Annotated in this window: 22 protein-coding genes; 9 read left to right on the forward strand and 13 right to left on the reverse strand. The window is 71.0% G+C overall.

Annotated features, from left to right (window positions below; all coding sequences use genetic code 11):
* The 6 genes from E4O86_RS16665 to E4O86_RS16690 form a co-directional block, all read right to left on the reverse strand.
* Positions 1-759, reverse strand: a 759-nt coding sequence (locus E4O86_RS16665) for a TPM domain-containing protein (protein ID WP_161141682.1), incomplete at its 3' end; no start/stop codon positions are given.
* Complete coding sequence (locus tag E4O86_RS16670) at positions 760-1,347, reverse strand: LemA family protein (protein ID WP_161141683.1); 588 nt, start codon at positions 1,345-1,347, stop codon at positions 760-762. It abuts the gene before it with no gap.
* Between the two features lie 53 nt (positions 1,348-1,400).
* Positions 1,401-1,835: a hypothetical protein gene (locus E4O86_RS16675; protein WP_161141684.1), complete on the reverse strand. Its 435-nt coding sequence runs from the start codon at positions 1,833-1,835 to the stop codon at positions 1,401-1,403.
* A 2-nt stretch (positions 1,836-1,837) separates the two neighbouring features.
* A complete protein-coding gene (gene rlmN / locus E4O86_RS16680) occupies positions 1,838-3,031 on the reverse strand; it encodes a dual-specificity RNA methyltransferase RlmN (protein WP_161141685.1) in 1,194 nt (397 codons plus the stop codon).
* An 89-nt stretch (positions 3,032-3,120) separates the two neighbouring features.
* Positions 3,121-3,624 (reverse strand): invasion associated locus B family protein, encoded by a 504-nt coding sequence (locus E4O86_RS16685; RefSeq protein WP_161141686.1) that lies wholly within the window; start codon positions 3,622-3,624, stop codon positions 3,121-3,123.
* A 192-nt stretch (positions 3,625-3,816) separates the two neighbouring features.
* Entirely contained in the window at positions 3,817-4,191 is a 375-nt protein-coding gene (locus E4O86_RS16690) for a YkvA family protein (RefSeq protein ID WP_161141687.1), read from the reverse strand.
* Between the two features lie 98 nt (positions 4,192-4,289).
* Between E4O86_RS16690 and E4O86_RS16695 the strand changes: the two genes are divergently transcribed.
* Positions 4,290-5,075 carry an SDR family NAD(P)-dependent oxidoreductase gene (locus E4O86_RS16695; protein ID WP_161141688.1) on the forward strand — a complete coding sequence of 262 codons (786 nt, stop codon included), beginning with the start codon at positions 4,290-4,292 and terminating at the stop codon, positions 5,073-5,075.
* Positions 5,076-5,096: 21 nt separating this feature from the next.
* Here E4O86_RS16695 and E4O86_RS16700 read toward each other — a convergent pair whose 3' ends face one another.
* The 3 genes from E4O86_RS16700 to E4O86_RS16715 all read right to left on the reverse strand — a co-directional run bounded on the left by E4O86_RS16700 (position 5,097) and on the right by E4O86_RS16715 (position 9,256).
* Positions 5,097-7,145, reverse strand: coding sequence for a TRAP transporter permease (locus E4O86_RS16700; RefSeq protein ID WP_161141689.1), 2,049 nt, complete (start codon positions 7,143-7,145; stop codon positions 5,097-5,099).
* A 394-nt stretch (positions 7,146-7,539) separates the two neighbouring features.
* Entirely contained in the window at positions 7,540-8,142 is a 603-nt protein-coding gene (locus E4O86_RS16710) for a pyridoxamine 5'-phosphate oxidase family protein (RefSeq protein ID WP_161141691.1), read from the reverse strand.
* 79 nt (positions 8,143-8,221) lie between these two features.
* A complete protein-coding gene (locus E4O86_RS16715) occupies positions 8,222-9,256 on the reverse strand; it encodes a TAXI family TRAP transporter solute-binding subunit (protein ID WP_161141692.1) in 1,035 nt (344 codons plus the stop codon).
* A gap of 177 nt (positions 9,257-9,433) precedes the next feature.
* Here E4O86_RS16715 and E4O86_RS16720 point away from each other — a divergent pair, with 177 nt between their 5' ends.
* A complete protein-coding gene (locus tag E4O86_RS16720; RefSeq protein WP_161141693.1) occupies positions 9,434-13,144 on the forward strand; it encodes an error-prone DNA polymerase in 3,711 nt (1,236 codons plus the stop codon).
* Between the two features lies 1 nt (position 13,145).
* Here the strand turns inward: E4O86_RS16720 and E4O86_RS16725 are convergent, their stop codons facing one another.
* Entirely contained in the window at positions 13,146-13,460 is a 315-nt protein-coding gene (locus E4O86_RS16725; protein ID WP_161141694.1) for a c-type cytochrome, read from the reverse strand.
* A 192-nt stretch (positions 13,461-13,652) separates the two neighbouring features.
* Between E4O86_RS16725 and E4O86_RS16730 the strand changes: the two genes are divergently transcribed.
* From E4O86_RS16730 to E4O86_RS16760, 7 genes are all read left to right on the forward strand, one after another.
* Positions 13,653-14,765, forward strand: a complete 1,113-nt coding sequence (locus E4O86_RS16730; RefSeq protein WP_161141695.1) for an NAD-dependent epimerase/dehydratase family protein — start codon at positions 13,653-13,655, stop codon at positions 14,763-14,765.
* Positions 14,766-14,782: 17 nt separating this feature from the next.
* Positions 14,783-15,973, forward strand: a complete 1,191-nt coding sequence (locus tag E4O86_RS16735; RefSeq protein ID WP_246206452.1) for an SDR family NAD(P)-dependent oxidoreductase — start codon at positions 14,783-14,785, stop codon at positions 15,971-15,973.
* Positions 15,974-16,010: 37 nt separating this feature from the next.
* Positions 16,011-17,138, forward strand: a complete 1,128-nt coding sequence (locus tag E4O86_RS16740) for a glycosyltransferase family 4 protein (RefSeq protein WP_205520933.1) — start codon at positions 16,011-16,013, stop codon at positions 17,136-17,138.
* Positions 17,135-18,250: a CgeB family protein gene (locus E4O86_RS16745; protein WP_161141696.1), complete on the forward strand. Its 1,116-nt coding sequence runs from the start codon at positions 17,135-17,137 to the stop codon at positions 18,248-18,250. The genes E4O86_RS16740 and E4O86_RS16745 overlap by 4 nt, the downstream gene beginning before the upstream one ends.
* Entirely contained in the window at positions 18,250-19,335 is a 1,086-nt protein-coding gene (locus E4O86_RS16750; RefSeq protein ID WP_161141697.1) for a CgeB family protein, read from the forward strand. The genes E4O86_RS16745 and E4O86_RS16750 overlap by 1 nt, the downstream gene beginning before the upstream one ends.
* Complete coding sequence (locus E4O86_RS16755; RefSeq protein WP_161141698.1) at positions 19,335-20,435, forward strand: CgeB family protein; 1,101 nt, start codon at positions 19,335-19,337, stop codon at positions 20,433-20,435. Before E4O86_RS16750 ends, E4O86_RS16755 begins: the two co-directional genes overlap by 1 nt.
* Positions 20,436-20,603: 168 nt before the next feature.
* Entirely contained in the window at positions 20,604-20,861 is a 258-nt protein-coding gene (locus tag E4O86_RS16760) for a hypothetical protein (RefSeq protein WP_161141699.1), read from the forward strand.
* On the opposite strand, the gene E4O86_RS16765 is transcribed toward E4O86_RS16760, so the two are convergent.
* The 3 genes from E4O86_RS16765 to E4O86_RS16775 all read right to left on the reverse strand — a co-directional run.
* On the reverse strand, positions 20,839-21,054 hold the full coding sequence (locus E4O86_RS16765; RefSeq protein ID WP_161141700.1) for a dodecin: 216 nt from the start codon (positions 21,052-21,054) through the stop codon (positions 20,839-20,841). The genes E4O86_RS16760 and E4O86_RS16765 overlap by 23 nt on opposite strands.
* Before the next feature lie 74 nt (positions 21,055-21,128).
* The gene (locus tag E4O86_RS16770) at positions 21,129-21,500 is read right to left on the reverse strand and encodes a 2Fe-2S iron-sulfur cluster-binding protein (RefSeq protein WP_246206453.1); all 372 of its coding nucleotides are present in this window, start codon (positions 21,498-21,500) and stop codon (positions 21,129-21,131) included.
* Positions 21,501-21,519: 19 nt separating this feature from the next.
* Positions 21,520-21,963: DUF934 domain-containing protein (locus E4O86_RS16775; RefSeq protein WP_161141701.1), on the reverse strand; the 444-nt coding region annotated here is incomplete at its 5' end.

Genomic DNA, 21,963 nt, shown 5'->3' on the forward strand with positions numbered 1-21,963 from the left:
GGCGCCGCCGCCACCGAAGGATCCGCCGCCGCCCGACCAGCCGCCGCCCCCGGAGCCCCAGCCGCCGCGCCCGCCGCCCCAGCCGCCGATGATCGGCGGGACGATCATGCCGCGGCGGCCGCCGCGCCGGCCCATGCGGTTGGCGACGACGATCCAGAACACGATCATCGCGATGACGAAGATCGTGGTGACGACGTCGCCGGCCTCCGGCTTGTCCGCCGATTGCTGGGCCTCCACCGCACGCTGCTTGTAGGCTTCGGCGTCGCCGCCGAGCACCGCGAGGATGTCCTCCACGCCGCGCCGGATGCCGCCGGCGAAATCGCCGGCGCGGAAGCGCGGCAGGATGCTGCCCTCGATGATGAGACGGCTCACCGCGTCCGTGAGATCGCCCTCGAGCCCGTAGCCGACCTCGATGCGGACCGCGCGCTCGTTGGGCGCGACGAGCAGGATGACGCCGTTGTCCCGGCCCTTCTGGCCGATCCCCCATTTCCGGCCGAGCGCGACGCCGTAATCCTCGATCGGATATCCCTCGAGCGAGGGGACGGTGGCGACGACCACCTGGTCGCCCGACTTCGCCTCCTGCGCCGCGAGAAGCTGGTCGAGCGCGGCCTCGTCGTCGGGCGAGAGCAGCCCGGCGGCGTCGACCACCCGGCCCGAGAGCGCCGGGAAGGTCTGCGCCGAGGCCGCCCCCGCGAGAAGCGCGACCAGCACGAGAACCGCAGCCAGGAGAGAGGCCGGCAGCCGCATCGTCGCCGCCATTCAGAACTTCACCGACGGCGCCTGCATCGTCTCCTCCGCGACCGTGAAGTTCGCCATCGGCTCGTTGCCGCTATAGAGCGTCATCGCCCAGAGCCGGCCGGGGAAGGTCCTGAGCTCGGTATTGTAGCGCCTGACCGCCTCGATGTAGTCGCGCCGCGCCACCGCGATGCGGTTCTCCGTGCCCTCGAGCTGCGATTGCAGCGCCAGGAAGTTCTGGTTCGACTTCAGGTCCGGATAGTTCTCCGTGATCGCGAGCAGCCGCGAGAGCGCCGCCCCGACCTGGCCCTGCGCCTCCTGGAAGCGCTGGAAGGCTTCCGGGTTGGTCAGGATGTCGGGCGGAATGGTCATCTGCGTCGCCTTGGCGCGCGCCTCGGTGACCTGCGTCAGCACCTCGCGCTCCTGCGTCGCGTAGCCCTTCACCGTCTCGACGAGGTTCGGGATGAGGTCGGCGCGGCGCTGGTACTGGTTCAGCACCTGGCTCCAGGCGGCCTTGGCCTCCTCCTCGTAGGTGGGGATGTTGTTGACGCCGCAGCCGGCGAGGAGCCCGACCAGCGAGAGGACGGCGAAAAGGCGGACGAGAAAGCGCATCAGACCCTCCGGACCGGCGGAACGCTAGCCGGCCAAGCATATCCTGCAGACTGCTAAACGGCCTGCGACTCTTCCGGTTGCGCGAGGCCCGCGCCCCGCCCGGCCATCAGCCAGTAGGCGAGCCCGCCGACGCAGCCGGTCGCCCCGAAGAGCTGCGCGTCGGCGGCGGCGAGCACGCCGTCCGGGGCATGCAGGAAGAGCCCGCCGCCGATCCCGATCGAGCCGCCGAGCAGGAGATAGAAGAGCACGGAGCGGATCGCGAGGATTTCCGCGGCGAGGATCGCAACGAAGGCGGGGAGTGCGGCGACCACGGCGGCCGCTGCCGCCACGCCGAGCGTCAGGAGCGCGGTCTCGCCCCAGTACGGGCCGACATAGGCGCCGTCCGGGCCGAGCCCGATCACCGCGAGGACGAGGAAGAGGGCCGCAAAGACGCAGGCGGCGACGAAGGCGAAGGGGAGCAGGAAGAGGACGCGGAGGACGACGCGCATCGTCAGGCCTGCGCGAGCGCCTCGCGCTCGACCTTCCGCATCCGCTCGCTGGCGCTCTTCAGCTGGCCGCAGGCGGCGAGGATGTCGCGGCCCCGCGGCGTGCGAATCGGCGAGGCATAGCCCGCCCGGTTCACCACGTCGGCAAAGGTCTCGATCTGCTCCCAGTCGGAGCAGGCATAGGCGCTGCCCGGCCACGGATTGAACGGGATCAGGTTGATCTTGGCCGGGATGCCCTTCAGCAGCCGCACCAGCTCGCGCGCATCCGCGAGGCTGTCGTTGACGCCCTTCAGCATGACGTATTCGAACGTGATGCGCCTGGCGTTGGAGAGCCCCGGATAGGCGCGGCAGGCGTCGAGGAGCTCCGCGATCGGCCATTTCTTGTTGATCGGGACGAGCTCGTCGCGGAGTTCGTCCCGCACCGCGTGGAGCGAGATCGCGAGCATGGAGCCGATCTCGGCGCCGGCCTTCGGGATCATCGGCACCACGCCGGAGGTCGAGAGCGTGATGCGCCGCTTCGAGAGCGCCAGGCCCTCGCCGTCGGCGACGACCGCGAGGCCCTGCCGGACATTGTCGAAATTGTAGAGCGGCTCGCCCATGCCCATCATGACGACGTTCGACACGAAGCGGCCCTCGGCCGGCACGATCGCGCCGGCGGGCGTGGCGGCGTCCGGGAAATCGCCGAGCCTGTCGCGGGCGACGAGCACCTGCGCGACGATCTCCTCGGCCGTGAGGTTCCGCACGAGCTTCTGGGTGCCGGTATGGCAGAACGAGCAGGTGAGCGTGCAGCCGACCTGGCTCGAGACGCAGAGCGTGCCGCGGCCCTCCTCGGGGATGTAGACCGTCTCGATGTCGACCGGCCGGCCGGCGCCGCGGGCGGGGAAGCGCAGCAGCCATTTGCGCGTGCCGTCGGCGGAGACCTGCTCGGCGACGATCTCCGGCCGCGCCAGCGTGTAGCGCTCGGCGAGCGCCTCCCGGAGCGGCTTTGAGACGTTGGTCATCGCCTCGAACCCGGCGGCGCCGCGGACATAGAGCCAGTGCCAGAGCTGGGCGACGCGCATCCGGACCTGCCGCTCGGGCACGCCGGCGGCGGCGAGCGCCGCGCCGAGCCCCGCGCGGTCGAGGCCGATCAGCGAGGGCCGTTCAGGCGCGGCGGCAGGTTCGGCGGCCGGCCGCATGTCGATGAGCGTGGCGGTCATGCTCGGCTTCTATCACGGGCGCGAAGGATGCGAAAACGGCCGCCCGCGGCGGCCGCTCGTCCCAAGATAGGGAGGAAGCGCGGGATCCGCTACCGGCACTCCGCCGCGATCTTGTCGGAAGCGGCGGTGACGCCGGAGAGCGAGAAGCTGTAGCTCGTGTCGTTGCCGCGCCCGGAGGTGGCGGAGACGCTCATGTTCCGGCCCGCCTTCATGGCGGCGAGGAGCTTCGCCTCGTCGGCGGTGTTGAGCAGCCACGCGCTGTCGCCCTGGGTGAACATCGTGAACTTCTGGCCGTCGATGTCGACCGTGGCGGTGGAGCTCTCCTTGAACGAGTAGCCGGCGACGAAGTTCGCCTCGCTCTGGATGTTCTCGGCCGGGCTGCGGCGGACGAAGAAGGACATCTCGCCGTGGTTGAGGCCGTTCGGCCGCATCTGCTTCGGCGTCGAATGGATGTAGCAGACCTTGCCCTTCGCTCCGCTATAGCTCCAGGCGGTCCAGTCGCCGAACTTCCCGAGCGAGGTGGGGCTCTGTGCGAAGGCGGCGGTCGCGCCGAACAGTGCGAGCGAGATGGTCAGAAGGATACGAGTGATCATTGTTGGTGGTCGTTCCGTCTGGTTCGATTGAAACGCCGCTCCGATCGGCTCTCGAAGCAACGACGACACAGGATTCATGTGATCGGCCAACAGGGTTACGAAACCGTGAACGACGCCCGGAGCGCCGGGTGACACGCGAAGCCCCGGCGCTCATTCCCGCAAAACTGGGCAACTTTTTGACTTCGCGGCCGATCACGCCTTCTCGGGCATGTCCGCGAGCGCGCGGCGGGCGGCCTCGCGGTGCTCTTCCCGGATGGAGCCGACGACGGCGCTCAGCGCCGCGGCGAGCACCGAGGCGTCGTCGAGAAAGCCGAGGCCGAGGAGCATGTCGGGGACGACGTCGAAGGGCGCGACGAAATAGGCGAGCGCGGCGACGAGCGTGAGGCGCGCCCGGGTCGGCGTCTTCGGGTCGAGCATGGCGTAGTAGCCCGCCACGACGTCGGTCATGAACGGAACGGAGCGCAGCGCCTTCCTGACGGTCGGCCAGAAGCGGTCGCGGATCCGCCTCTCCTCGCGCTCCGCCTCCTCGGGGCCGAGGATCTCGATATCCGGCGTGCTGGTCTTCATCGCTCCTCCAGTCGTCGCCCCGAAATGGCGATCCGCGCCGGCTTTCACAAGGTTCCGGACTTCGCTAGGACTGCTGGGCCGGCATCAGCGAGGATCCGATGAAGCTCGATTCGACCGTCGCAGCGATCGTCACCGGCGGCGCCTCCGGCCTCGGCGAGGCGACCGCGCGCATGCTCGCCGCCCACGGCGTCCGCGTGGCGCTCTTCGACATGAACGCGGAACGCGGCAGGCGCGTCGCCGAGGAGACCGGCGGCCGCTTCATGCAGGTCGACGTCACGGACGAGGCGAGCGTCGATGCCGGCCTCGCCGCCGCGCGGGACGCGCACGGCACGGAGCGGATCCTCGTCAACTGCGCCGGCATCGTGATGGGCCGCCGCACCGTCACGCGCGAGCGCGAGACCGGGATCCTGCGCCCGCACGACCTCGCGAGCTTCCGCAAGGTGATCGAGGTGAACCTCGTCGGCACCTTCCACATGGCCGCGAAATGCGCCGCCGCGATGGCCGCCGCCGAGCCTCTGACGGAGGACGGCGAACGGGGCGTCATCGTGATGACGAGCTCGGTCGCGGCGACGGACGGCCAGATCGGCCAGGCCGCCTATTCCGCTTCGAAGGGCGGCGTGCTCGCGCTGACGCTGCCGCTTGCCCGCGACCTGATGGGCTCGGGCATCCGCGTGCTGACGATCCAGCCGGGCATCTTCTGGACGCCGATGTTCGGCGAGATCGCACCCGAATACGCGAAGGCCCTCGCGGAGAGCGTGCCCTATCCGAAGCGCCTCGGACGCCCCGACGAATATGCCGATCTCGTGCGGTTCCTCTGCGAGAACGGCTACGTGAACGGCGAATCGGTCCGGCTCGACGGCGCGATCCGGCTCGCCCCGAAGTGAGCCGCAGGGCCCGTCCGCGGGTCAGGCCTCGTCCTGCGGCAGCGCCCCGGCGGCGGGGCCCCGCGCGATCAGCGGCCGGGCGAGCACCGGGACGAACAGCAGCAGGCCGATCACGGTCGTCGTGATCTCCGGCGCGACGAGCAGGATCGCCGCGCAGCCGAGCACCAGCCGCTCCACGAGATAGAGCGGGCCGACGAGATGGGCCGAGAAGGCCGCCGAGAGCGCCGTTATGCCGGCGACGGTGCCGAACAGTGCGAGCGCGAAGCTCCCCCAGGAGAAGCCGTCGGCCACCAGGAGGAGCGAGGGCGAGAAGGCGAAGACGAAGGGCACGAGCACCTTGCCCATGCCGAGCCTGAACGCCGTATTGCCGGCCTTGAACGGATTGGCGTTTGCGATGCCGGCCGCGGCATAGGCGGCGAGCGCGACGGGCGGCGTGATGTCGGCGAGCACGCCGTAATAGAACACGAAGAAATGCGCGACGAGGGGCTGCACCCCGAGAAGGCCGAGGATGGGCGCGGCGACGCTCACCATGATCAGGTAGTTCGCGGTCGTCGGTATGCCGCAGCCCATGACGATGCAGACCACGCCGGTCAGGATGAGCGTGATGAGAAGCGTCAGCGCCGCCGTCGTCATCAGCTCGAACGGCAGCAGGGTTTGGATCGACTCGGCCCAGCCGCTCGCGGTCGAGGTGACGATGTAGGCGATCTTGAAGCTCACGCCGGTGAGCGTCACGACGCCGATGATGATGCCGACGGTGGCGGCGGCCGCGCCGACGGCGAGGGCGTATTTCGCGCCGGTGACGAAGCCGTCGAAGATGTCGCGCGGGGTGAGACGCCGGCGCGGATTGAGCAGCCCGACCGCCATGCAGGAGGTGATGCCCCAGAACGCCGCCAGATAGGGCGTCTTGCCGTTCATCAGCACGGCGATCAGGATGAAGAGCGGCAGCAGGGTCGGCCAGTCGCGCCTGAGCACGGCGCCGATCTTCGGAAGCTCGTCGGCCGTGAGGCCCCGCAAACCCTGGCGCTTCGCCTCGAAATGCACCTGCATCAGCACGCCGAAGAAGTGCATGGAGGCGGGCACGGTCGCCGCGATCAGGATGTCGCGATAGGGGATGCCCAGGAACTCGATCATCAGGAAGGCGGCCGCGCCCATGACCGGCGGCGTGATCTGGCCGCCCGTCGAGGCGGCCGCCTCCACCGCGGCAGCGAAATGGCGCGGATAGCCGATCCGGATCATGGCCGGGATCGTCAGCGAGCCCGTCGTCACCGTGTTCGCGATCGAGGAGCCGGAGATCGAGCCGAGCAGGGCGGAGGAGAACACCGACACCTTGGCGGGGCCGCCGGAGAAGCGGCCGGCGAGCGCGGAGGCGAGGTTGATGAAGAGCTCGCCGAGCCCGATCCGGGTCGCGAGCACGCCGAAGAGCACGAAGTGGAAGACATAGGTCGCCACGACGCCGACCGGCAGGCCGTATATGCCCTGGCTCGTGAGGTAGAGATGGTTGACGAGCGTCGTCCAGCTCGCCCCCGGATGGACGAGGACGCCCGGCGCGTGGCGGCCGAAGATCGCATAGGCCATCACGACCACGGCGATCACGGGCAGCGGCCAGCCCATCGAGCGCCGCGTCGCCTCGAGCAGCACCAGGATGAGGACCGTGCCCATCGCGACGTCGATCGGCAGCGGATTGCCGACCCGGAACGCGAGGTCCTCGAAGACGTAGGGCACGTAGAGCGCGGCGATTGCGGCGGTGACGGCGAGCGCCCAGTCGCCGAGGGGGATGCCGCCCGGCCGGTACCACCGGTGCGTGCGCAGCGTGGCCTGCCCGCTCGGGGTCGCCGCGAAGACGATGAAGATCAGCGCGAGCACGAAGGCCATATGGACGCCGCGATGCGTCACCTCGCGCAGGAGGCCGAACCCCGCCGTGTAATAATGGAAGAGCGAGAGCGAGAAGAGCAGCACCGCCGCGATCACGCTCGGCACCCGGGCGAGCGGCCGGAACCGGACCTCCGGGTCGAAGCGCTCCTCGAGTTCCTTGGCCCTCGCCTCGTCGAACTCGGCGGCGGGCTCGCTCATTGGTGCACCCTGGGTCTGGCGGGTGCGGAGCCGCGGAGCGGCGTAGCATCTGCCAGCCCGATCATCTGTCGTGACGGCGAGGCTCGCTCGCCCCTTGGGGGCCCGCGTGAGACCCGCCGCGCGACAGGTGCCGGGAGGACCGGACCGACCACGGGGTGTCGCGCCAGAGCCCGCCAGCCAGAGCGCCTGTCAATGAGCGATCCGCACGACCTCCCGGCTCGGGTCAGTCTGGACCCAACCCGGAGACCCGCACCGTGCCTCTTCACGCCGGCCTCGATTGGGGCGCCACCGGCCATGCCGTCTGCGTCCTCGACGAACGCGGCACCTACGACCCAGAACGCCACGCCGCGGCAAAGCGCCCGGCCTGACAAGAAGGAGCTCGAAACAGGGTGTCTCACGGCCGGACGGCGCCGGCGGGGACCGGCTCTTCCGCGGGCATTCCCTCCGGCTCGACGAGGCCGGTCGGGAGCCCGTCCAGGCTGCGGACGTTCTTCTCGCTTCGGTATTCCACGAGCCCTGCCTCGCCCTTCGATTCGGCCCAGCGCCGCAGCGTCGGGCGCTCGCCGGCAGGCTCGAAGAGCGGCACGCCGAAGCCGCAGGAGGTCTGCACGATCTCGACATCGAGGAGGACCATCTGGCGAGCGCCGGGCGGCTCGACGCCGTCGAACCGCGCGGCGAGGAGGGCGGCGTATTCCGCCCCGCCGCGCCGGAGCACCCGGCCCCTGCCGTAGAGGCGCAGGATCATCGGTGGCCCGGCAAAGGCGCAGAACATGATCGTCACCGTCCCGCCCGCCAGGATGTGCGCCGCGGTCTCGTTGCCGCTGCCGGTCTGGTCGAGATAGGCGACGCGCCGCTCGTCGAGCACGCGAAGCGCGCCGATCTCCTTCGGCGAGACGTTGACGCGGGTGCCCGCCGCCGCGGAGGCGACGAAGAAGATCCGCTGATTTTCGATGAATGAGCGCAGGCGCGGCTCGATGGCGGGAAACTGCTTGGCCAAGATCTGCTCTTTCCGTCTGGTGGGGCCGCATGCACCCCGGGGAGCGGCCGGCGCAAGCGGCGCCGGCCGGAAGCCCGCGCTACTTCGCGGGCGCCGCGCCCGCGTCAAGCAGGCCGGCCTCTTTGTAGAAGCGCTCCGCGCCCGGATGGAGCGGAATGCCGATCCCGGAGAGCGCGGTCTCCTTGGTGATCATCTTGCCCTTGGCGTGGCCCGAATCGAGGAGCGCCCGCGTATTGTCGTTCCAGAGCGCCTTGGTGATGGCGTAGACGAGGTCGTCCGGCTGGTCCGCGCTCGTCACCCATTGCGCGCCGACGGAGAGCGTCTCCGCGGCATCGGCGACGCCGCGATAGGTGCCGCCCGGGATCGTGTCCTTGGCGAAGAAGCCGTATTGCTCGATGACCTTGTCCGCCTCGGGGCCGGCGATCGGGACGACCACGATGTCCTCGGACGTGGCGAGCTCGGCGATCGCGCCCGCCGGGTATCCGCCCACGAAGAAGAAGGCGTCCATGTTGCCGTCGCGCATCAGGTCGGCCGCCTGGTTCGGCTTGAGATATTCGGGCTCGATGTCCTTCTCCGTGAGGCCGTAGGCGGAAAGGATGATGCGCGCGTCGACCAGGGTGCCCGAGCCGGGCTCGTCGAGCGAGACCTTCTTGCCCTTGAGGTCGGCCGGCGACTTGATGCCGGACTGCGCCGAGGCGATCAGGTGGATCGATTCCGGATAGAGGTTGGCGATCGCGCGGAGCTTCTCGACAGCGCCCTTGCCTTCGAACACGCCGGTGCCGGAATGCGCCCAATAGGCGACGTCCGACTGCGAGAATCCGGATTCGACGGTGCCGCCGTTGATGGCGTTGATGTTGGCGACCGAACCGTTCGAGGCGACCGCGGTCGCGATCAGGCCGGGCACGCCGCAGCTGCCGCCCTCCTCGCAGGCGCGCGAACCGGGCGGGCTGGAGATGGCATTGGCGATGAGGCCGCCGATCGGGAAATAGGTGCCGGCCGTGCCGCCGGTCGCGATCCGGAAGAACTTCATCTCCTGGGCGCCCGCGACGCCGGCCGCGAGCACGCCGGCGAGCGCCAGGGCGGCCACGATGCGGCTGCGTTTCAGTAAGGTCATCGTCGTCTCCCCTTTTCGTTAGTCCGGCGCACTCTGCCTCAAAAAGGCCGTGAAGCCCACCCCGCGTTCGACCGCGCGCCCGGCCGCGGCATGGGGACGGACGGAGACGCAACCGCCGGATTGACTCCGCCCGAGATCGGAACATAGCATGAACACACCCCGTCTCCGGACCGCACCATGCCCGAGAAACCGCCGTCGCGCCGACTTGTCCTCCCGCTCGCCCGCAGCGGCGGCGAGACGGGCGCCGTCCGCCGTCGGCCGGCCGGGGGAGCGGACTATGCCGAGCTCCTGGCGGCGACCAACTTCTCGTTCCTGCGCGGCGCCTCGCATCCCGAGGAGATCGCCGTCGGTGCCGCGGCGCTCGGCCTGAAGGCCTTCTCGGTCGCCGACCGCAACACGCTCGCGGGCGTGGTGCGCGCCCATCTCGCCGCCAAGGAGGCCGGCATCCGCTTCGCCGTGGGCTGCCGGCTCGCCTTCCGCGACGGCACGCCCGACATCGCGGTCTGGCCGGCCGACAGGGCCGGCTACGGGCGGCTCTGCCGCCTCCTCTCCGCGGGCAACCTGCGCGGCAGGAAGGGCGAGTGCCTGCTCGATCTCGACGACCTCCTCGCCTGGGGCGAGGGCCTGGAGATGGCGGTGCTGCCGGGAAGGCGGATCGGTCAGGCCTGGAAAGCGCGGCCCGGCGCCCCGGCCTCCCCCGCGCGGGGGAGACCGGGCCGGGGCTCCCCGGCCCGGGATTGCGCAGAGGATCCCGGGGGCGGCGGTCCGTCTTTGCGGACCCCTCCCGAAACCGCGCTCGCCGCGCTTGCCGGCGCCTTTCCCGGCCATGTCCGGCTCGGCGCGACGGCGCTCTACCGGGGCGGCGACAGGCGCCGGCTCGCCACCCTCGCCGCGCTCGCCGCCCGTCATCGCGTGCCGATGCTCGCTCTCGGCGACGTCCTCTATCACGCGCCGGAACGGCGCCGGCTGCAGGACGTCCTCACCGCCATCCGCGAGCACGTGACGGTCGAGAGCGCAGGCCGGCGGCTCGAGGCGAACGCCGAGCGGCACCTGCGCAGCGGCGCGACCATGGCCCGCCTCTTCGCCGACCATCCGGAGGCGATCGCCGAATCCGTCCGTCTGGCGGACCGGCTCTGCTTCTCGCTCGACGAGCTCCGCTACGAATATCCGCTGGAATCGACGGGCGCCAGCGCCACCCCCTTCGACGAGCTCGTCCGGCTCGCCCGGCTCGGGGCGGCGGAGCGCTATCCGGCCGGCGTCCCGGCCAAGGTGGCGGCAGCGATGGAGCACGAATTCGCGCTCATCCGGGAGCTCGGATACGCCCCCTACTTCCTCACCGTCTGGGATCTCGTCCGCTTCGCCCGCTCGAAAGGTATCCTCTGCCAGGGCCGCGGCTCGGCGGCGAATTCCGCCGTCTGCTTCGCGCTCGGCATCACCGAGGTCGATCCCGAACGCGCCGACCTCCTGTTCGAGCGCTTCATCTCGCCGGAACGGCGCGAGCCGCCCGACATCGACGTCGATTTCGAGCACGAGCGCCGCGAGGAGGTGATCCAGTACATCTACGAGAAATACGGCCGCGACCGCGCCGCGATCGCCGCCACCGTGATCACCTATCGCGGCCGCTCGGCCGCCCGCGAGGTGGGCAAGGCGTTCGGCCTCTCCGCGGACGCGGTCGGCGCGCTCGCCGGCAATCTCTGGGGCTGGTCCGCCTCCGGCGCCGACGGCGAGGACGCGCGCCGCGCCGGCCTCGACCCGGTCGATCCCAGGGTGGCGCAGGTGCTCGACCTCTCCGGGCAGATCATCGGCTTTCCGCGCCATCTCTCGCAGCACGTGGGCGGCTTCGTGATGACGCGCGGCCGCATCGACGAGGTCGTGCCGGTGCTCAATTCCGCGATGGACGGACGCACCATCATCGAATGGGACAAGGACGATCTCGATGCGCTCGGGATCCTCAAGGTCGACGTGCTCGCGCTCGGCATGCTGACCTGCATGAAGAAGGGCCTCGACCTCCTCGCGGCGCATTACGGCGAGCGGCTCGGCCTCGCCGCGATCCCGTCCGAGGACCCGGCGGTCTACGACATGATCTGCCGCGCCGACACGATCGGCGTCTTCCAGATCGAGAGCCGCGCCCAGATGACCATGCTGCCCCGGCTGAGGCCCCGCACCTTCTACGACCTCGTGATCGAGGTGGCGATCGTCCGCCCCGGCCCGATCCAGGGCGACATGGTCCACCCCTATCTCCGCCGCCGGCAGAAGCTCGAAGCCGTGAGCTATCCGCGGCCTTCGCCGGAACACGGCGCCCCGGACGAACTGGAGAAGGTGCTCAGCAAGACGCTCGGCGTGCCGCTGTTCCAGGAGCAGGCGATGCGGATCGCGATCGAGGCGGCGAAATTCACGCCGGCCGAGGCCGACAGGCTCCGCCGCGCCATGGCCACCTTCCGCCGGACCGGCACCATCCACACCTTCCAGCAGAAGATGGTGGAGGGGATGGCCGCGCGCGGCTACGCACGGGATTTCGCCGAACATTGCTTCCGGCAGATCGAAGGCTTCGGCGAATACGGCTTTCCGGAGAGCCATGCCGCAAGCTTCGCGCTCCTCGTCTACACCTCGGCCTGGCTGAAATGCCGCTATCCCGACGTCTTCTGCGCCGCTCTCCTCAATGCGCAGCCAATGGGCTTCTACGCACCTGCCCAGATCGTCCGCGACGCCCGCGAGCACGGCGTCGAGGTGCGCCCGGTCGACGTGAACTTCTCGGACTGGGATACGACGCTGGAGGAGGCGGGGAGCGAATCCCTGGCGGCCGGCGCCGCCGGCTCGGGCCTTCCCCCGCAGGAGGGATCAAAGCCGCACGCCCCGGCATCCCGGCCTGCCGACCCGGGTTCCCCCCGCCCCGATTCCTTCCCGCAAGGAAGGGAGTTTCGCCGGCGCCATGTCCATCCCCGCCATGTCCATCCCCGCCATGCGGAGCAGGCCGGGGCGATCCGCACCCGCCATGCGGTGCGGCTCGGATTCCACCAGATCAAGGGCGTGCGCACGGCCGAGATCGCGCAGATCGTCGCCGCCCGCGGCGCCGGCTATGCGAGCGTCCGCGAGCTCTGGCGGCGCGCCGGGATCGGGCGGACGACGCTGGAGCGGCTGGCGGAGGCCGACGCCTTCCGCTCGCTCGGCCTCGACCGCCGGGCCGCGCTCTGGGAGGTGCGTGCCCTCGATGCGGCCGCTCCCGAGCATCTGCCGCTCTTCGCCGGCGCGAGCGAGACGATGGGGACGGAGGCCCCGGTCGCGCTGCCGGCGATGCCGGCGGGCGAGCACGTCGTCAACGATTACCGGTCGCTCGGCCTCTCGCTGAAGGCGCATCCCGTCGCCTTCCTGCGCGAGCGGCTGCGGCGGGAGGGCATCGTGGCGGCCGAAGCGCTCGCCGGCCTCCGGAGCGGCCGCCGGGTGAGCGTCGCGGGCCTCGTCCTCGTCCGCCAGCGGCCGGGTTCGGCGAAAGGCGTGATCTTCGCCACGCTCGAGGACGAGACCGGAACCGCCAACGTCATCGTCTGGCCGAAGGTGTTCGAGCGCTACCGCGCCCTCGTGCTCGGGGCGCGCTTCCTGGCGGTCTCCGGCCGGCTGCAGTCGGACCAGGGCGTCATCCATGTCGTCGCCGAGGCCGTCGAGGATTTCACCCCGCTGCTCGCCCATCTCTCGGCGGCACCGATCGGCGCGGGCGGGATGGCGCGCGCCGACGAGGTCCGCTGGCAATCGTCCGATCCCGCGCACCGCGCGAAGCCGCATTCGCGCCTCGCCCGCATGCTGCTGCGCGACCCGCCGGAGCTCGTCCCGGACGCCGAGCACCGCGCCCGCCACGCCGCCGCCGGCATGCCGAAGGGGCGGAACTTCCAGTAGCTCAGTCGAGGCTGCCGATATAGGCGGCGAGGTCGCGGATCTCCTGGCGCGTCAGGCTCATGTCCGGCATGGCCGGGTGCGGATCCGCAAGGAATCCCTCGAGCCAGCCGAGTTCGCCCTTCGACCGCGCCGCCACCGCGGCGAAGGTCGGGACGTCGGCGCTCGCGCTCGTCTGCCCGGGCCCTACCAGATGGCAGCTCGCGCACCAGCGCCCGGCGATCGTCCCGCCCCGCTCCGCATTCCCCGCCGCAAGCGCCGTCCCGCCCGTGCAGGCCACGAGCAAGAAGGCCGAAACACCCGCTCCGAAACGTCCCATCCGTCCGCGCCCCTCCCGACAGGGAGCGCAGCGTGGACCGCCGCGCAGGCCGCTGGCAAGCACCTCGTGAAGGAAGGGCCGCCGCGCCGCCCGGAACCAATTCGCCGGTGAAATGTTTCCGGTCACGAACCTGTCAACCGAGCGGGAACGAACACCGCGCCGGAACGTTCTCTGCCGTCAGTGGGGGTATATGTGAAGGAAACGGTTCTGGTCACCGGCGGCGCCGGTTTCATCGGTTCTCATCTCGCCAGGGAACTCCTGGACCACGACTACAGAGTCCGGATCCTCGACAATCTCACGCCACAGGTCCATCCGGACGGAACGCCGCCCGCCTACGTCCCCCCCGGCGCGGAGCTGATCGTCGGCGACGTCCGTGATCGCGAGACCGTCGCACGCGCACTCCAGGGTGTCGATCTCGTCTGCCATCTCGCCGCCGCCGTCGGCGTCGGGCAGAGCATGTACGAAATCGAACGCTACACCTCGATCAACAATCTCGGAACCGCCGTCCTTCTCGAGGCGCTCGCGCAGGCGGATGTCCGCCGCGTCCTCGTCGCCTCCTCGATGAGCCTCTACGGCGAGGGCCTGGCGCGCGACGGCGACCGTCTCGTCGAGCCGGAGGAACGGCCGATCGAGCAGCTGAAGGCGGGGCAATGGGAGCTGCGCACGCCGGATGGCCGCGTCCTCGAACCGGTGCCGACGCCGGAGACGAAGCGGCCCTCGCTCAGCTCGATCTACGCGCTCGGCAAGTACGACCAGGAGCGCATGACCCTCATCTTCGGCCGCGCCTACGGTCGCGAGGCGGTGGCGCTCCGCTTCTTCAACGTCTACGGCCCCGACCAGGCGCTTTCGAACCCCTATACGGGGGTGCTCGCGATCTTCGGCTCGCGCTTCCTCAACGATCGTCCGCCGATGCTCTTCGAGGACGGCGGCCAGCGCCGCGATTTCGTCCATGTGCGGGACGTCGCGCGCGCCTGCCGGCTGGCGCTCGAATCCCCGCGCGCGCCCGGGCAGGCGATCAACGTCGCCTCGGGCGAGAGCCGGAGCGTGCTCGACGTCGCGCAGGCGCTCGCCCGCGCGACCGGCAAGACGCATCTCACGCCGCACGTGGTGGGCAAGTACCGCGCCGGCGACATCCGCCATTGCTTCGCCGACATCACGCTGGCGCGGGACCTGCTCGGATTCGAGCCGCGCGTGCCGTTCGAGGAAGGCATCGCCGAGCTCGCGGAATGGCTTGCCGGCCAGATCGCCGTCGATCGGGTCGAGCAGGCGAACGAGGAGCTCTCCCGCCGCGGTCTGGTGGCGTAACGGTGGCAGGATCGGGCATGGACGCGGCAATGAACCAGGGCCAGGCGCCGGCAGCGGAGGGGAAGCTGCCGCAGGCCGGCGGGAAGACGAACGGGAAGGTCTTCGACTTCTCCTCCACCTCCGCACCCGGCGTGCAGACCGGCCGGTCCCCGGTCCTCGTCACCGGCGGCGCGGGCTTCCTCGGCTGCAACCTCGTCGACCGGCTCGCCGCCGCCGGCGAATCCGTCATCGTCTACGACAATCTCTCGCGCGGCCGCGTCGAGGAGAACCTCGCCTGGCTGCTGAAGCGCCATCCCCGGGCGGTCTCCGCAATCAGGGCGGACGTGCTCGACCGCGACGCGCTCTCGAATGCCGTGAAGGGCGCCAAGGCCGTCATCCACCTCGCCGCCCAGGTCGCCGTGACGACGAGCCTCGCCGACCCGATCGCCGATTTCGAGGCGAATGCGCGCGGAACGCTCAACGTGCTCGAGGCCGTGCGCCGCCACGCGGCCGAGGCGCCGGTGCTCTTCGCCTCCACCAACAAGGTCTACGGCAAGCTGATCGATCTCGATCGCATGGCGCTTAAGGGCGAGCGCTACGTGCCCGCGGATCCGGGCTTTCCCGCCGGGCTCGACGAGACCACCCCGCTCGCCTTCCACAGCCCCTACGGCTGCTCGAAGGGCGTGGCCGACCAGTACGTGCTCGATTATGCCCGCGTTTTCGGCCTGAAGACGGTCGTCTTCCGGATGAGCTGCCTCTACGGGCCGCACCAGTTCGGCACCGAGGACCAGGGCTGGGTCGCGCATTTCCTGATCACGGCGCGCAACGGCCATCCGATCACGATCTACGGCGACGGCTACCAGGTCCGCGACGTGCTCTACGTCGACGACGCCGTCGACGCCTATCTCGCCGCGATCCAGAACATCGACGCGGTTTCCGGCCGGGTCTTCAATCTCGGCGGCGGCCCGGCGAACACGGTGAGCCTGCGCGAGCTGCTCGCCCTCATCGCCCGGGAGACCGGCATCGAGGCCCGGGTCGAGTTCGCCACCTGGCGGCCCGGCGACCAGCCCTGGTACGTCTCCGACACCGCCGCGCTCGAACGCGCGTGCGGGTGGAAGCCGCGGGTTGCGGTCCGCGAGGGCCTGGCGCGGCTCGACAGTTGGCTCGAATCCGGCCGCGGGGAGGCGGAGCCCGCCCGGCAGTCGGCCGCGCGGGAGCTCTCTGCGTGACTGCGACGAGGATCGGCAGCCGCCCCGGTGCGGCGGCATGAGGGCGCGCCCCAAGCGCATCCTGATGACCGCGGACGCGGTCGGCGGCGTCTGGAGCTACGCGATCGAGCTCACGCGGCAGCTCGCCCGGCGCGATGTCGAGGTCACGCTCGTCGTGATGGGCGAGAAGCCGAGCATCGACCAGGCACGCGAGGCGGCCGCACTGCCGAACCTCTCGCTGATCGGGACCGACTTCCGGCTCGAATGGATGCGCGATCCGGAAGCCGACCTGCAGCTTGCCGGCGAGCTTCTCCTCGAGATCGAGGCCGAGCAGCGCCCCGACGTCGTCCACCTCAACGGCTACGCCCATGCGGTCCTGCCCTTCTCCGCGCCGGTCCTGGTCGTCGGCCACTCCTGCGTCTCGAGCTGGTGGGAGGCCTGCCGGGGCGGGCGCGCACCGCAGGAATGGCGCAGCTACGAGGAGCGCGTCGCCGCCGGGCTTTCGGCGGCGGACCTCGTGGTCGCGCCGACGCAAAGCTTTCTCGCCACGCTGCTCAGGCATCACGGCACACCGCGCGCGGCCCGGGTGATCCCGAACGGACGCGATCCGGCGCTCTATGGTGCCGGCCCCAAGCGGCCGGTGGCGCTCGCGGCCGGCCGGCTCTGGGACGAGGCGAAGAACATCGCGCTCCTGAGGGAGGCCGCGGCCGGCCTGCCCTACCCGGTCGCCGTCGCCGGCGCCGCAGCGGGGCCGGACGGCACCGCGATCGATGCCGCGCCGCTCGTCGCTCTCGGCCGCCTCGCGGCGGGCGAGGTCGCGGCGCGGCTTTCGGAGGCGGCGATCTTCGTCTCGCCGGCCCGCTACGAGCCGTTCGGGCTCGCGGTGCTCGAAGCCGCGTTCAGCGGATGCGCGCTCGTCCTCGCCGACATTCCGACCTTCCGGGAACTCTGGGACGGCGCGGCGCGGTTCGTGCCGGCGGATGACGCCGCCGGGCTCCGCACGGCGCTCGCGGAGCTCTTCGAGGATTCCTGCGCGATTGCCGCCCTCGCCGCGGCGGCGCGGCGCCGGGCCGCGCACTACACCGCCAGCCGCATGGGGGCCGGCTATCTCGCCGCCTATTCGGATCTGATCGGGACGAACGCGGCGCGGCCGCCCAGGCCGGCCGGGCTCCGGGCGGTCGCATGAGGATCGCCTTCTTCGTCCATTCGGTCGCGTCGTGCTGGAACAACGGCAACGCGCATTTCCTGCGCGGCGTCATGGCCGCCCTGCAGGCGCTCGGCCACGAGGTCGCCGCCTTCGAGCCGCGCGACGGCTGGAGCCGGGCGAACCTCGTCGCCGACCACGGCGCGGGCGCGCTCGCCGGCTACGAAGCCGCGTTTCCCGGGCTGCGGCCCGTCCTCTACGATCCCGCGGCCATGGATCTCGAAGCGATGGTCGACGGCGCCGACCTCGCCGTCGTCCACGAATGGAACGAGCCGGCGCTCGTCAACCGGCTCGGCCGGCTGCGCGCCGCCGGCGGCCGCTTCCGCCTCCTCTTCCACGACACGCATCACCGCGCCGTCACGCGGCCCGAGGAGATGGGCCGCTTCGACCTTTCCGGCTATGACGGGGTGCTCGCCTTCGGCGCGGCCATCGGCGAGATCTACCGCCGCCGCGGCTGGGCGGACCGCGTCTGGACCTGGCACGAGGCGGCCGACGTCCGGCTGTTCCATCCCATCGAAGCCGATGCGTGCGACGGCGACCTCGTCTGGGTCGGGAACTGGGGCGACGAGGAGCGCAGCGAGGAGATCCGCACCTTCCTGCTCGAACCTGCCGCAGCGCTCGGGCTGGAGACGAACGTCTACGGCGTGCGCTACCCCGAGGCGGCCATGGCCGAGCTCGCGCAGCGCGGCGTGTCCTATCGCGGCTGGCTGCCGAACCATGCCGTGCCGGAGGTCTTCGCGCGCCACCGCGTCACCGTGCACGTGCCCCGCCGCCCCTATGCCGAGGCACTCGCCGGCATTCCGACCATCCGGGTCTTCGAGGCGCTCGCCTGCGGGATCCCCCTCGTCAGTGCGCCCTGGCAGGACAGCGAGGGACTGTTCCCGGAGGGCGCCTTCCTGATGGCGCGCAACGGCGCCGAGATGACGGGGATGCTGCGCGCGGTGCTGAACGACCGCGCGCTGGCGGAAAGCCTGCGCCGCACCGGCCTCGACGCCGTGCTGGCACGGCATACCTGCGATCACCGCGCGCGGGACCTCGTCGCGATCTCTGCCGCGCTTGCCTCCGGACACCACGAACAGCGGGTACCCGCCTGATGCGTTTCGCCTTTTTCGGTTCCAGCCTCGTTTCCGCCTACTGGAACGGAGCCGCCACCTATTATCGCGGGCTCCTGAAGGCGCTGGCGGCGCGCGGCCACGAAGTGTCCTTCTTCGAGCCTGATGCCTTCGAGCGGCAGGCCCATCGCGACATTGCGGATCCGGACTGGGCGCGCGTCACGGTGTTCGCCCCCGATGCCGAGGGCATGGAGAAGGCGCTCCGGGCGGCCGCCGCGTCCGACGTGGTGGTGAAGTTCTCCGGCGTCGGCGTGCTCGACCGCGAGCTCGAGGAGGCGGTGCTCGCCATGCGACGCCCCGGCCGGATCGCGATCTTCTGGGACGTCGACGCCCCGGCGACGCTCGATTCCGTGGCGGCCGATCCGGGCGATCCGCTGCGCCGGCAGGTGCCCGGCTATGACGCGGTCTTCACCTATGGCGGCGGCGACGCGGTGGTGGCCGCCTACCGGAAGCTCGGGGCCCGGCTCTGCCTGCCGGTCTATAACGCCCTCGACCCCGGGACGCACCACCGGGTCGCGCCCGAACCGCGCTTCGCCGTCGACCTGGCCTTTCTCGGCAACCGCCTGCCCGACCGCGAGGCGCGCGTCGAATCGTTCTTCCTCGCGCCGGCGGCGATGCTCCCCGGCAGGCGCTTCCTCCTCGGCGGGAACGGCTGGTCCGACAAGCCGATGACGCCGAACATCGACTATGTCGGCCACGTCTATACCCGCGACCACAACGCGCTGAACTCCTCCGCGCGCGCGGTGCTCAACATCAACCGCGAGAGCATGGCGCGCTACGGCGCCTCGCCCCCCACCCGCATCTTCGAGGCGGCCGGCGCCGCGGCCTGCATCATCACGGACCGGTGGGAGGGCATCGAGGCCTTCCTGGAGCCGGAACGCGAGATCCTGCTTGCCGCGGACGGCGGCGATGTCGCCGCCCATCTGGAGGCGCTCGACACGGCCCGGGCGCGCGCTATCGGGGAGGCGGCCGCCCGCCGCGTGCTGGCAAGCCATACCTATGCGCATCGCGCGGTTCAGGTCGAAGCCGCGCTCGAGGGCCGGGACTTCATGCGCGAGGCCGTGTGATGGCGGACCTCGTCTTTATCGGCCTCTCCATCACGTCATCCTGGGGCAACGGCCACGCCACCACCTATCGCGGGCTCGTGAAGAATCTCGCCCGCCGCGGGCATCGCGTCACCTTCTTCGAACGGGACGTCCCCTGGTACGCGGAGAACCGCGACCTCCCGAACCCGCCCTACTGCCGGACCGTGCTCTACCGCAGCCTTGCCGAGCTCGAACAGCTCGGCCGCGCCGCGATCTCCGCCGCCGACGCCGTGATCGTCGGCTCCTACGTGCCGGAGGGCGTCGCCGTCGGCGAATGGGCGATCGCCACCGCCTCGGGTCCTGTCGCCTTCTACGACATCGATACGCCCGTCACCCTTGCCAAGCTCGACCGCGGCGACGGCGAATATCTGACGCCCGACCTCGTCCGCCGCTACGACCTCTATCTCTCCTTCACCGGCGGGCCGACGCTCGAGCGCCTGCGGGAGCTCGGAAGTCCCCGTCCGGCCGCGCTCTACTGCGCCGTGGACCCGGACGTGCACATGCCGCTTCCGGTGCCGCGGCGCTGGCGTCTCGGCTATCTCGGGACCTATTCGCCCGACCGGCAGCCGGCGCTCGAGGCGCTGCTGGTCGAGCCGGCACGGCTGATGCCGAGGGACGCCTTCGTGGTGGCGGGGCCGCAATATCCGCGCGACCTCGCCTGGCCGGCGAATGTGCAGCACATCCCCCATCTGGCACCGACGGAGCACGCGCGCTTCTATTGCGGCCAGGACTTCACGCTCAACATCACGCGGGCCGACATGCGCGCCGCCGGCTATTCGCCGAGCGTGCGGCTGTTCGAGGCGGCGGCCTGCGGCGTGCCGATCGTCAGCGACTGGTGGCAGGGGCTCGATACCATCTTCGCGATCGGGAGCGAGATCCTGGTCGCCGGCTCGGCGGAAGAAATGGCGGAAATCCTGGCCCGCACCTCCGACGACGAGCGGAGGCAGATCGCCCGCGCCGCCCGGACCCGGGTCCTGAACGAGCACACGGCCTGTCACCGCGCGCGCGAACTGGAGGCGCTGATCCGAACCGCGCTCGAGACGGAAAGCCGGAGCCGGCGGCCGGCCGCCATGGCTCGCTGAGGGCCGGTTCCGATCGGCGGGAGGGCCCGCATCGTGCTTCGCGGGCGGCCGGCAGCAGGGTCTGTGCGCCGGCAAAGAATCCTGCCCCAATTGGGACTGGTCGCGCGTCCCCTCAAATTGTATGTATCCGGCGGCATTGGGGTGCATACGCGCAGGGGACTGTTGCGAATGGTCTTTTCCGGCAGAAAGCCCGGCACCCGGGCGCATCTCCGCGTGATCGAGGGCGGGCTGCGCGCAGCCGCCGCCGGCGCGGCGGCTGCGCCCGCCGACGCCGACTGGCGCGCCATCGCCGACCATTATGTCGAAGAGATCGAGCGGCTCGGCCACGAACTGGCGCGGCCCGCCTGCCAGGCCGGCCCGGACCAGCCTCGCGATGCCGCGCCCGGATCGGCCGAGGGACCGGTCAGACCGAATCTTCGAGGGTGAAGCCCACCTTCAGGTGGACCTGGTAGTGGCGGACACGGCCTTCCTCCACATGCCCCCGGGTCTCGGTGACCTCGAACCACCGGATGTGCCTGACCGTGCTGTCCGCGCGCCTGATCGCGGACTGGATGGCATCCTCGATGCTCGTCTCCGACGTCCCGACGATCTCGACCACCTTGTACGTGTGCGCCACCATCCTCGTCCTCCCGCGTCGCTGCCCGGAGAGAATGAAACGCGGCATGCACCCGAAGGTTCACGCGCGACGGCCCGCTAGCGCTCCGTGCCGGGCGCGAGCCGCAGGCGGAGGCCGTCGAGCGACGGCGTGACGAGGAGCTGGCAGGCGAGGCGCGATTCCTCGCGCACGTCGAAGGCGTCGTCGAGCCGCGCGATCTCCTCCTCGCTCGGCTGCGGGAGACGATCCGCCCAGGCGGGGTCGACATGAACGTGGCAGGTCGCGCAGGCGCACGCGCCGCCGCATTCCGCCTTGATGTCGAGGCCCCATTCGCGGATCACCTCCATGACGCGCCAGCCTTCCACCGCCGGGAGCCGGTGCTCGCGGCCGTCGCGGGCGGTGACGAGGATCACCGGCGCGCCCTCATAGGGGTCGTCTTCGCGCGGCATCGCGCCCGGCATGGCGTTCATCTGCAGGTCTCCGGTTCGTTCAGGCGGGGGACAGGCGGGCCCAGGGGCGCGTGCCGGCGGGGAGTTCGGGGACGGTTCCGACCGGCTGGTAATGGTGCCGCATGGCGCCGGAGCGGCCCGCGGCGAGCGCGCGCCGGGTCGGCTCGTGGCCGACCGAGAAGCTGTCGAATCCGCACCGGCGCATCAGTTCGATCTGGTCGAGGAGCACCTCGCCGACGGCCCTGATTTCACCGGTGAAGCCCAGCCGCTCCCGGAGCAGCCGCGCGGCGGAATAGCCGCGGCCGTCGGAGAATGTCGGGAAGGCGATCGCGACGAGCGCGATGCCGGCAAGGTGGCTCGCGAGCGGGCGCACGTCCTCGCCGGGTGCGACGCGGAGCCCGAGCGGCCCGGGCCGCCTGCGCCACGCCTCCGGCCCGGCGAGGAAGCGCGGAAGCGGCACGAGCGCGGGCCGCCCGGCCTCAGG

Origin of the sequence: Propylenella binzhouense (genome assembly GCF_009866965.1) — a bacterium.
GTDB lineage: Bacteria > Pseudomonadota > Alphaproteobacteria > Rhizobiales > Afifellaceae > Propylenella > Propylenella binzhouense.

What these genes read in the sequence shown, in the direction of transcription:
- E4O86_RS16670 (WP_161141683.1), bottom strand. Translation starts at nt 1,347, where the DNA reads ATGCGCTTTCTCGTCCGCCTTTTCGCCGTCCTCTCGCTGGTCGGGCTC.
- E4O86_RS16675 (WP_161141684.1), bottom strand. Translation starts at nt 1,835, where the DNA reads ATGCGCGTCGTCCTCCGCGTCCTCTTCCTGCTCCCCTTCGCCTTCGTC.
- rlmN (WP_161141685.1), bottom strand. Translation starts at nt 3,031, where the DNA reads ATGACCGCCACGCTCATCGACATGCGGCCGGCCGCCGAACCTGCCGCC.
- E4O86_RS16685 (WP_161141686.1), bottom strand. Translation starts at nt 3,624, where the DNA reads ATGATCACTCGTATCCTTCTGACCATCTCGCTCGCACTGTTCGGCGCG.
- E4O86_RS16690 (WP_161141687.1), bottom strand. Translation starts at nt 4,191, where the DNA reads ATGAAGACCAGCACGCCGGATATCGAGATCCTCGGCCCCGAGGAGGCG.
- E4O86_RS16695 (WP_161141688.1), top strand. Translation starts at nt 4,290, where the DNA reads ATGAAGCTCGATTCGACCGTCGCAGCGATCGTCACCGGCGGCGCCTCC.
- E4O86_RS16700 (WP_161141689.1), bottom strand. Translation starts at nt 7,145, where the DNA reads ATGAGCGAGCCCGCCGCCGAGTTCGACGAGGCGAGGGCCAAGGAACTC.
- E4O86_RS16715 (WP_161141692.1), bottom strand. Translation starts at nt 9,256, where the DNA reads ATGACCTTACTGAAACGCAGCCGCATCGTGGCCGCCCTGGCGCTCGCC.
- E4O86_RS16720 (WP_161141693.1), top strand. Translation starts at nt 9,434, where the DNA reads ATGCCCGAGAAACCGCCGTCGCGCCGACTTGTCCTCCCGCTCGCCCGC.
- E4O86_RS16725 (WP_161141694.1), bottom strand. Translation starts at nt 13,460, where the DNA reads ATGGGACGTTTCGGAGCGGGTGTTTCGGCCTTCTTGCTCGTGGCCTGC.
- E4O86_RS16735 (WP_246206452.1), top strand. Translation starts at nt 14,783, where the DNA reads ATGGACGCGGCAATGAACCAGGGCCAGGCGCCGGCAGCGGAGGGGAAG.
- E4O86_RS16740 (WP_205520933.1), top strand. Translation starts at nt 16,011, where the DNA reads ATGAGGGCGCGCCCCAAGCGCATCCTGATGACCGCGGACGCGGTCGGC.
- E4O86_RS16745 (WP_161141696.1), top strand. Translation starts at nt 17,135, where the DNA reads ATGAGGATCGCCTTCTTCGTCCATTCGGTCGCGTCGTGCTGGAACAAC.
- E4O86_RS16750 (WP_161141697.1), top strand. Translation starts at nt 18,250, where the DNA reads ATGCGTTTCGCCTTTTTCGGTTCCAGCCTCGTTTCCGCCTACTGGAAC.
- E4O86_RS16755 (WP_161141698.1), top strand. Translation starts at nt 19,335, where the DNA reads ATGGCGGACCTCGTCTTTATCGGCCTCTCCATCACGTCATCCTGGGGC.
- E4O86_RS16760 (WP_161141699.1), top strand. Translation starts at nt 20,604, where the DNA reads ATGGTCTTTTCCGGCAGAAAGCCCGGCACCCGGGCGCATCTCCGCGTG.
- E4O86_RS16765 (WP_161141700.1), bottom strand. Translation starts at nt 21,054, where the DNA reads ATGGTGGCGCACACGTACAAGGTGGTCGAGATCGTCGGGACGTCGGAG.
- E4O86_RS16770 (WP_246206453.1), bottom strand. Translation starts at nt 21,500, where the DNA reads ATGAACGCCATGCCGGGCGCGATGCCGCGCGAAGACGACCCCTATGAG.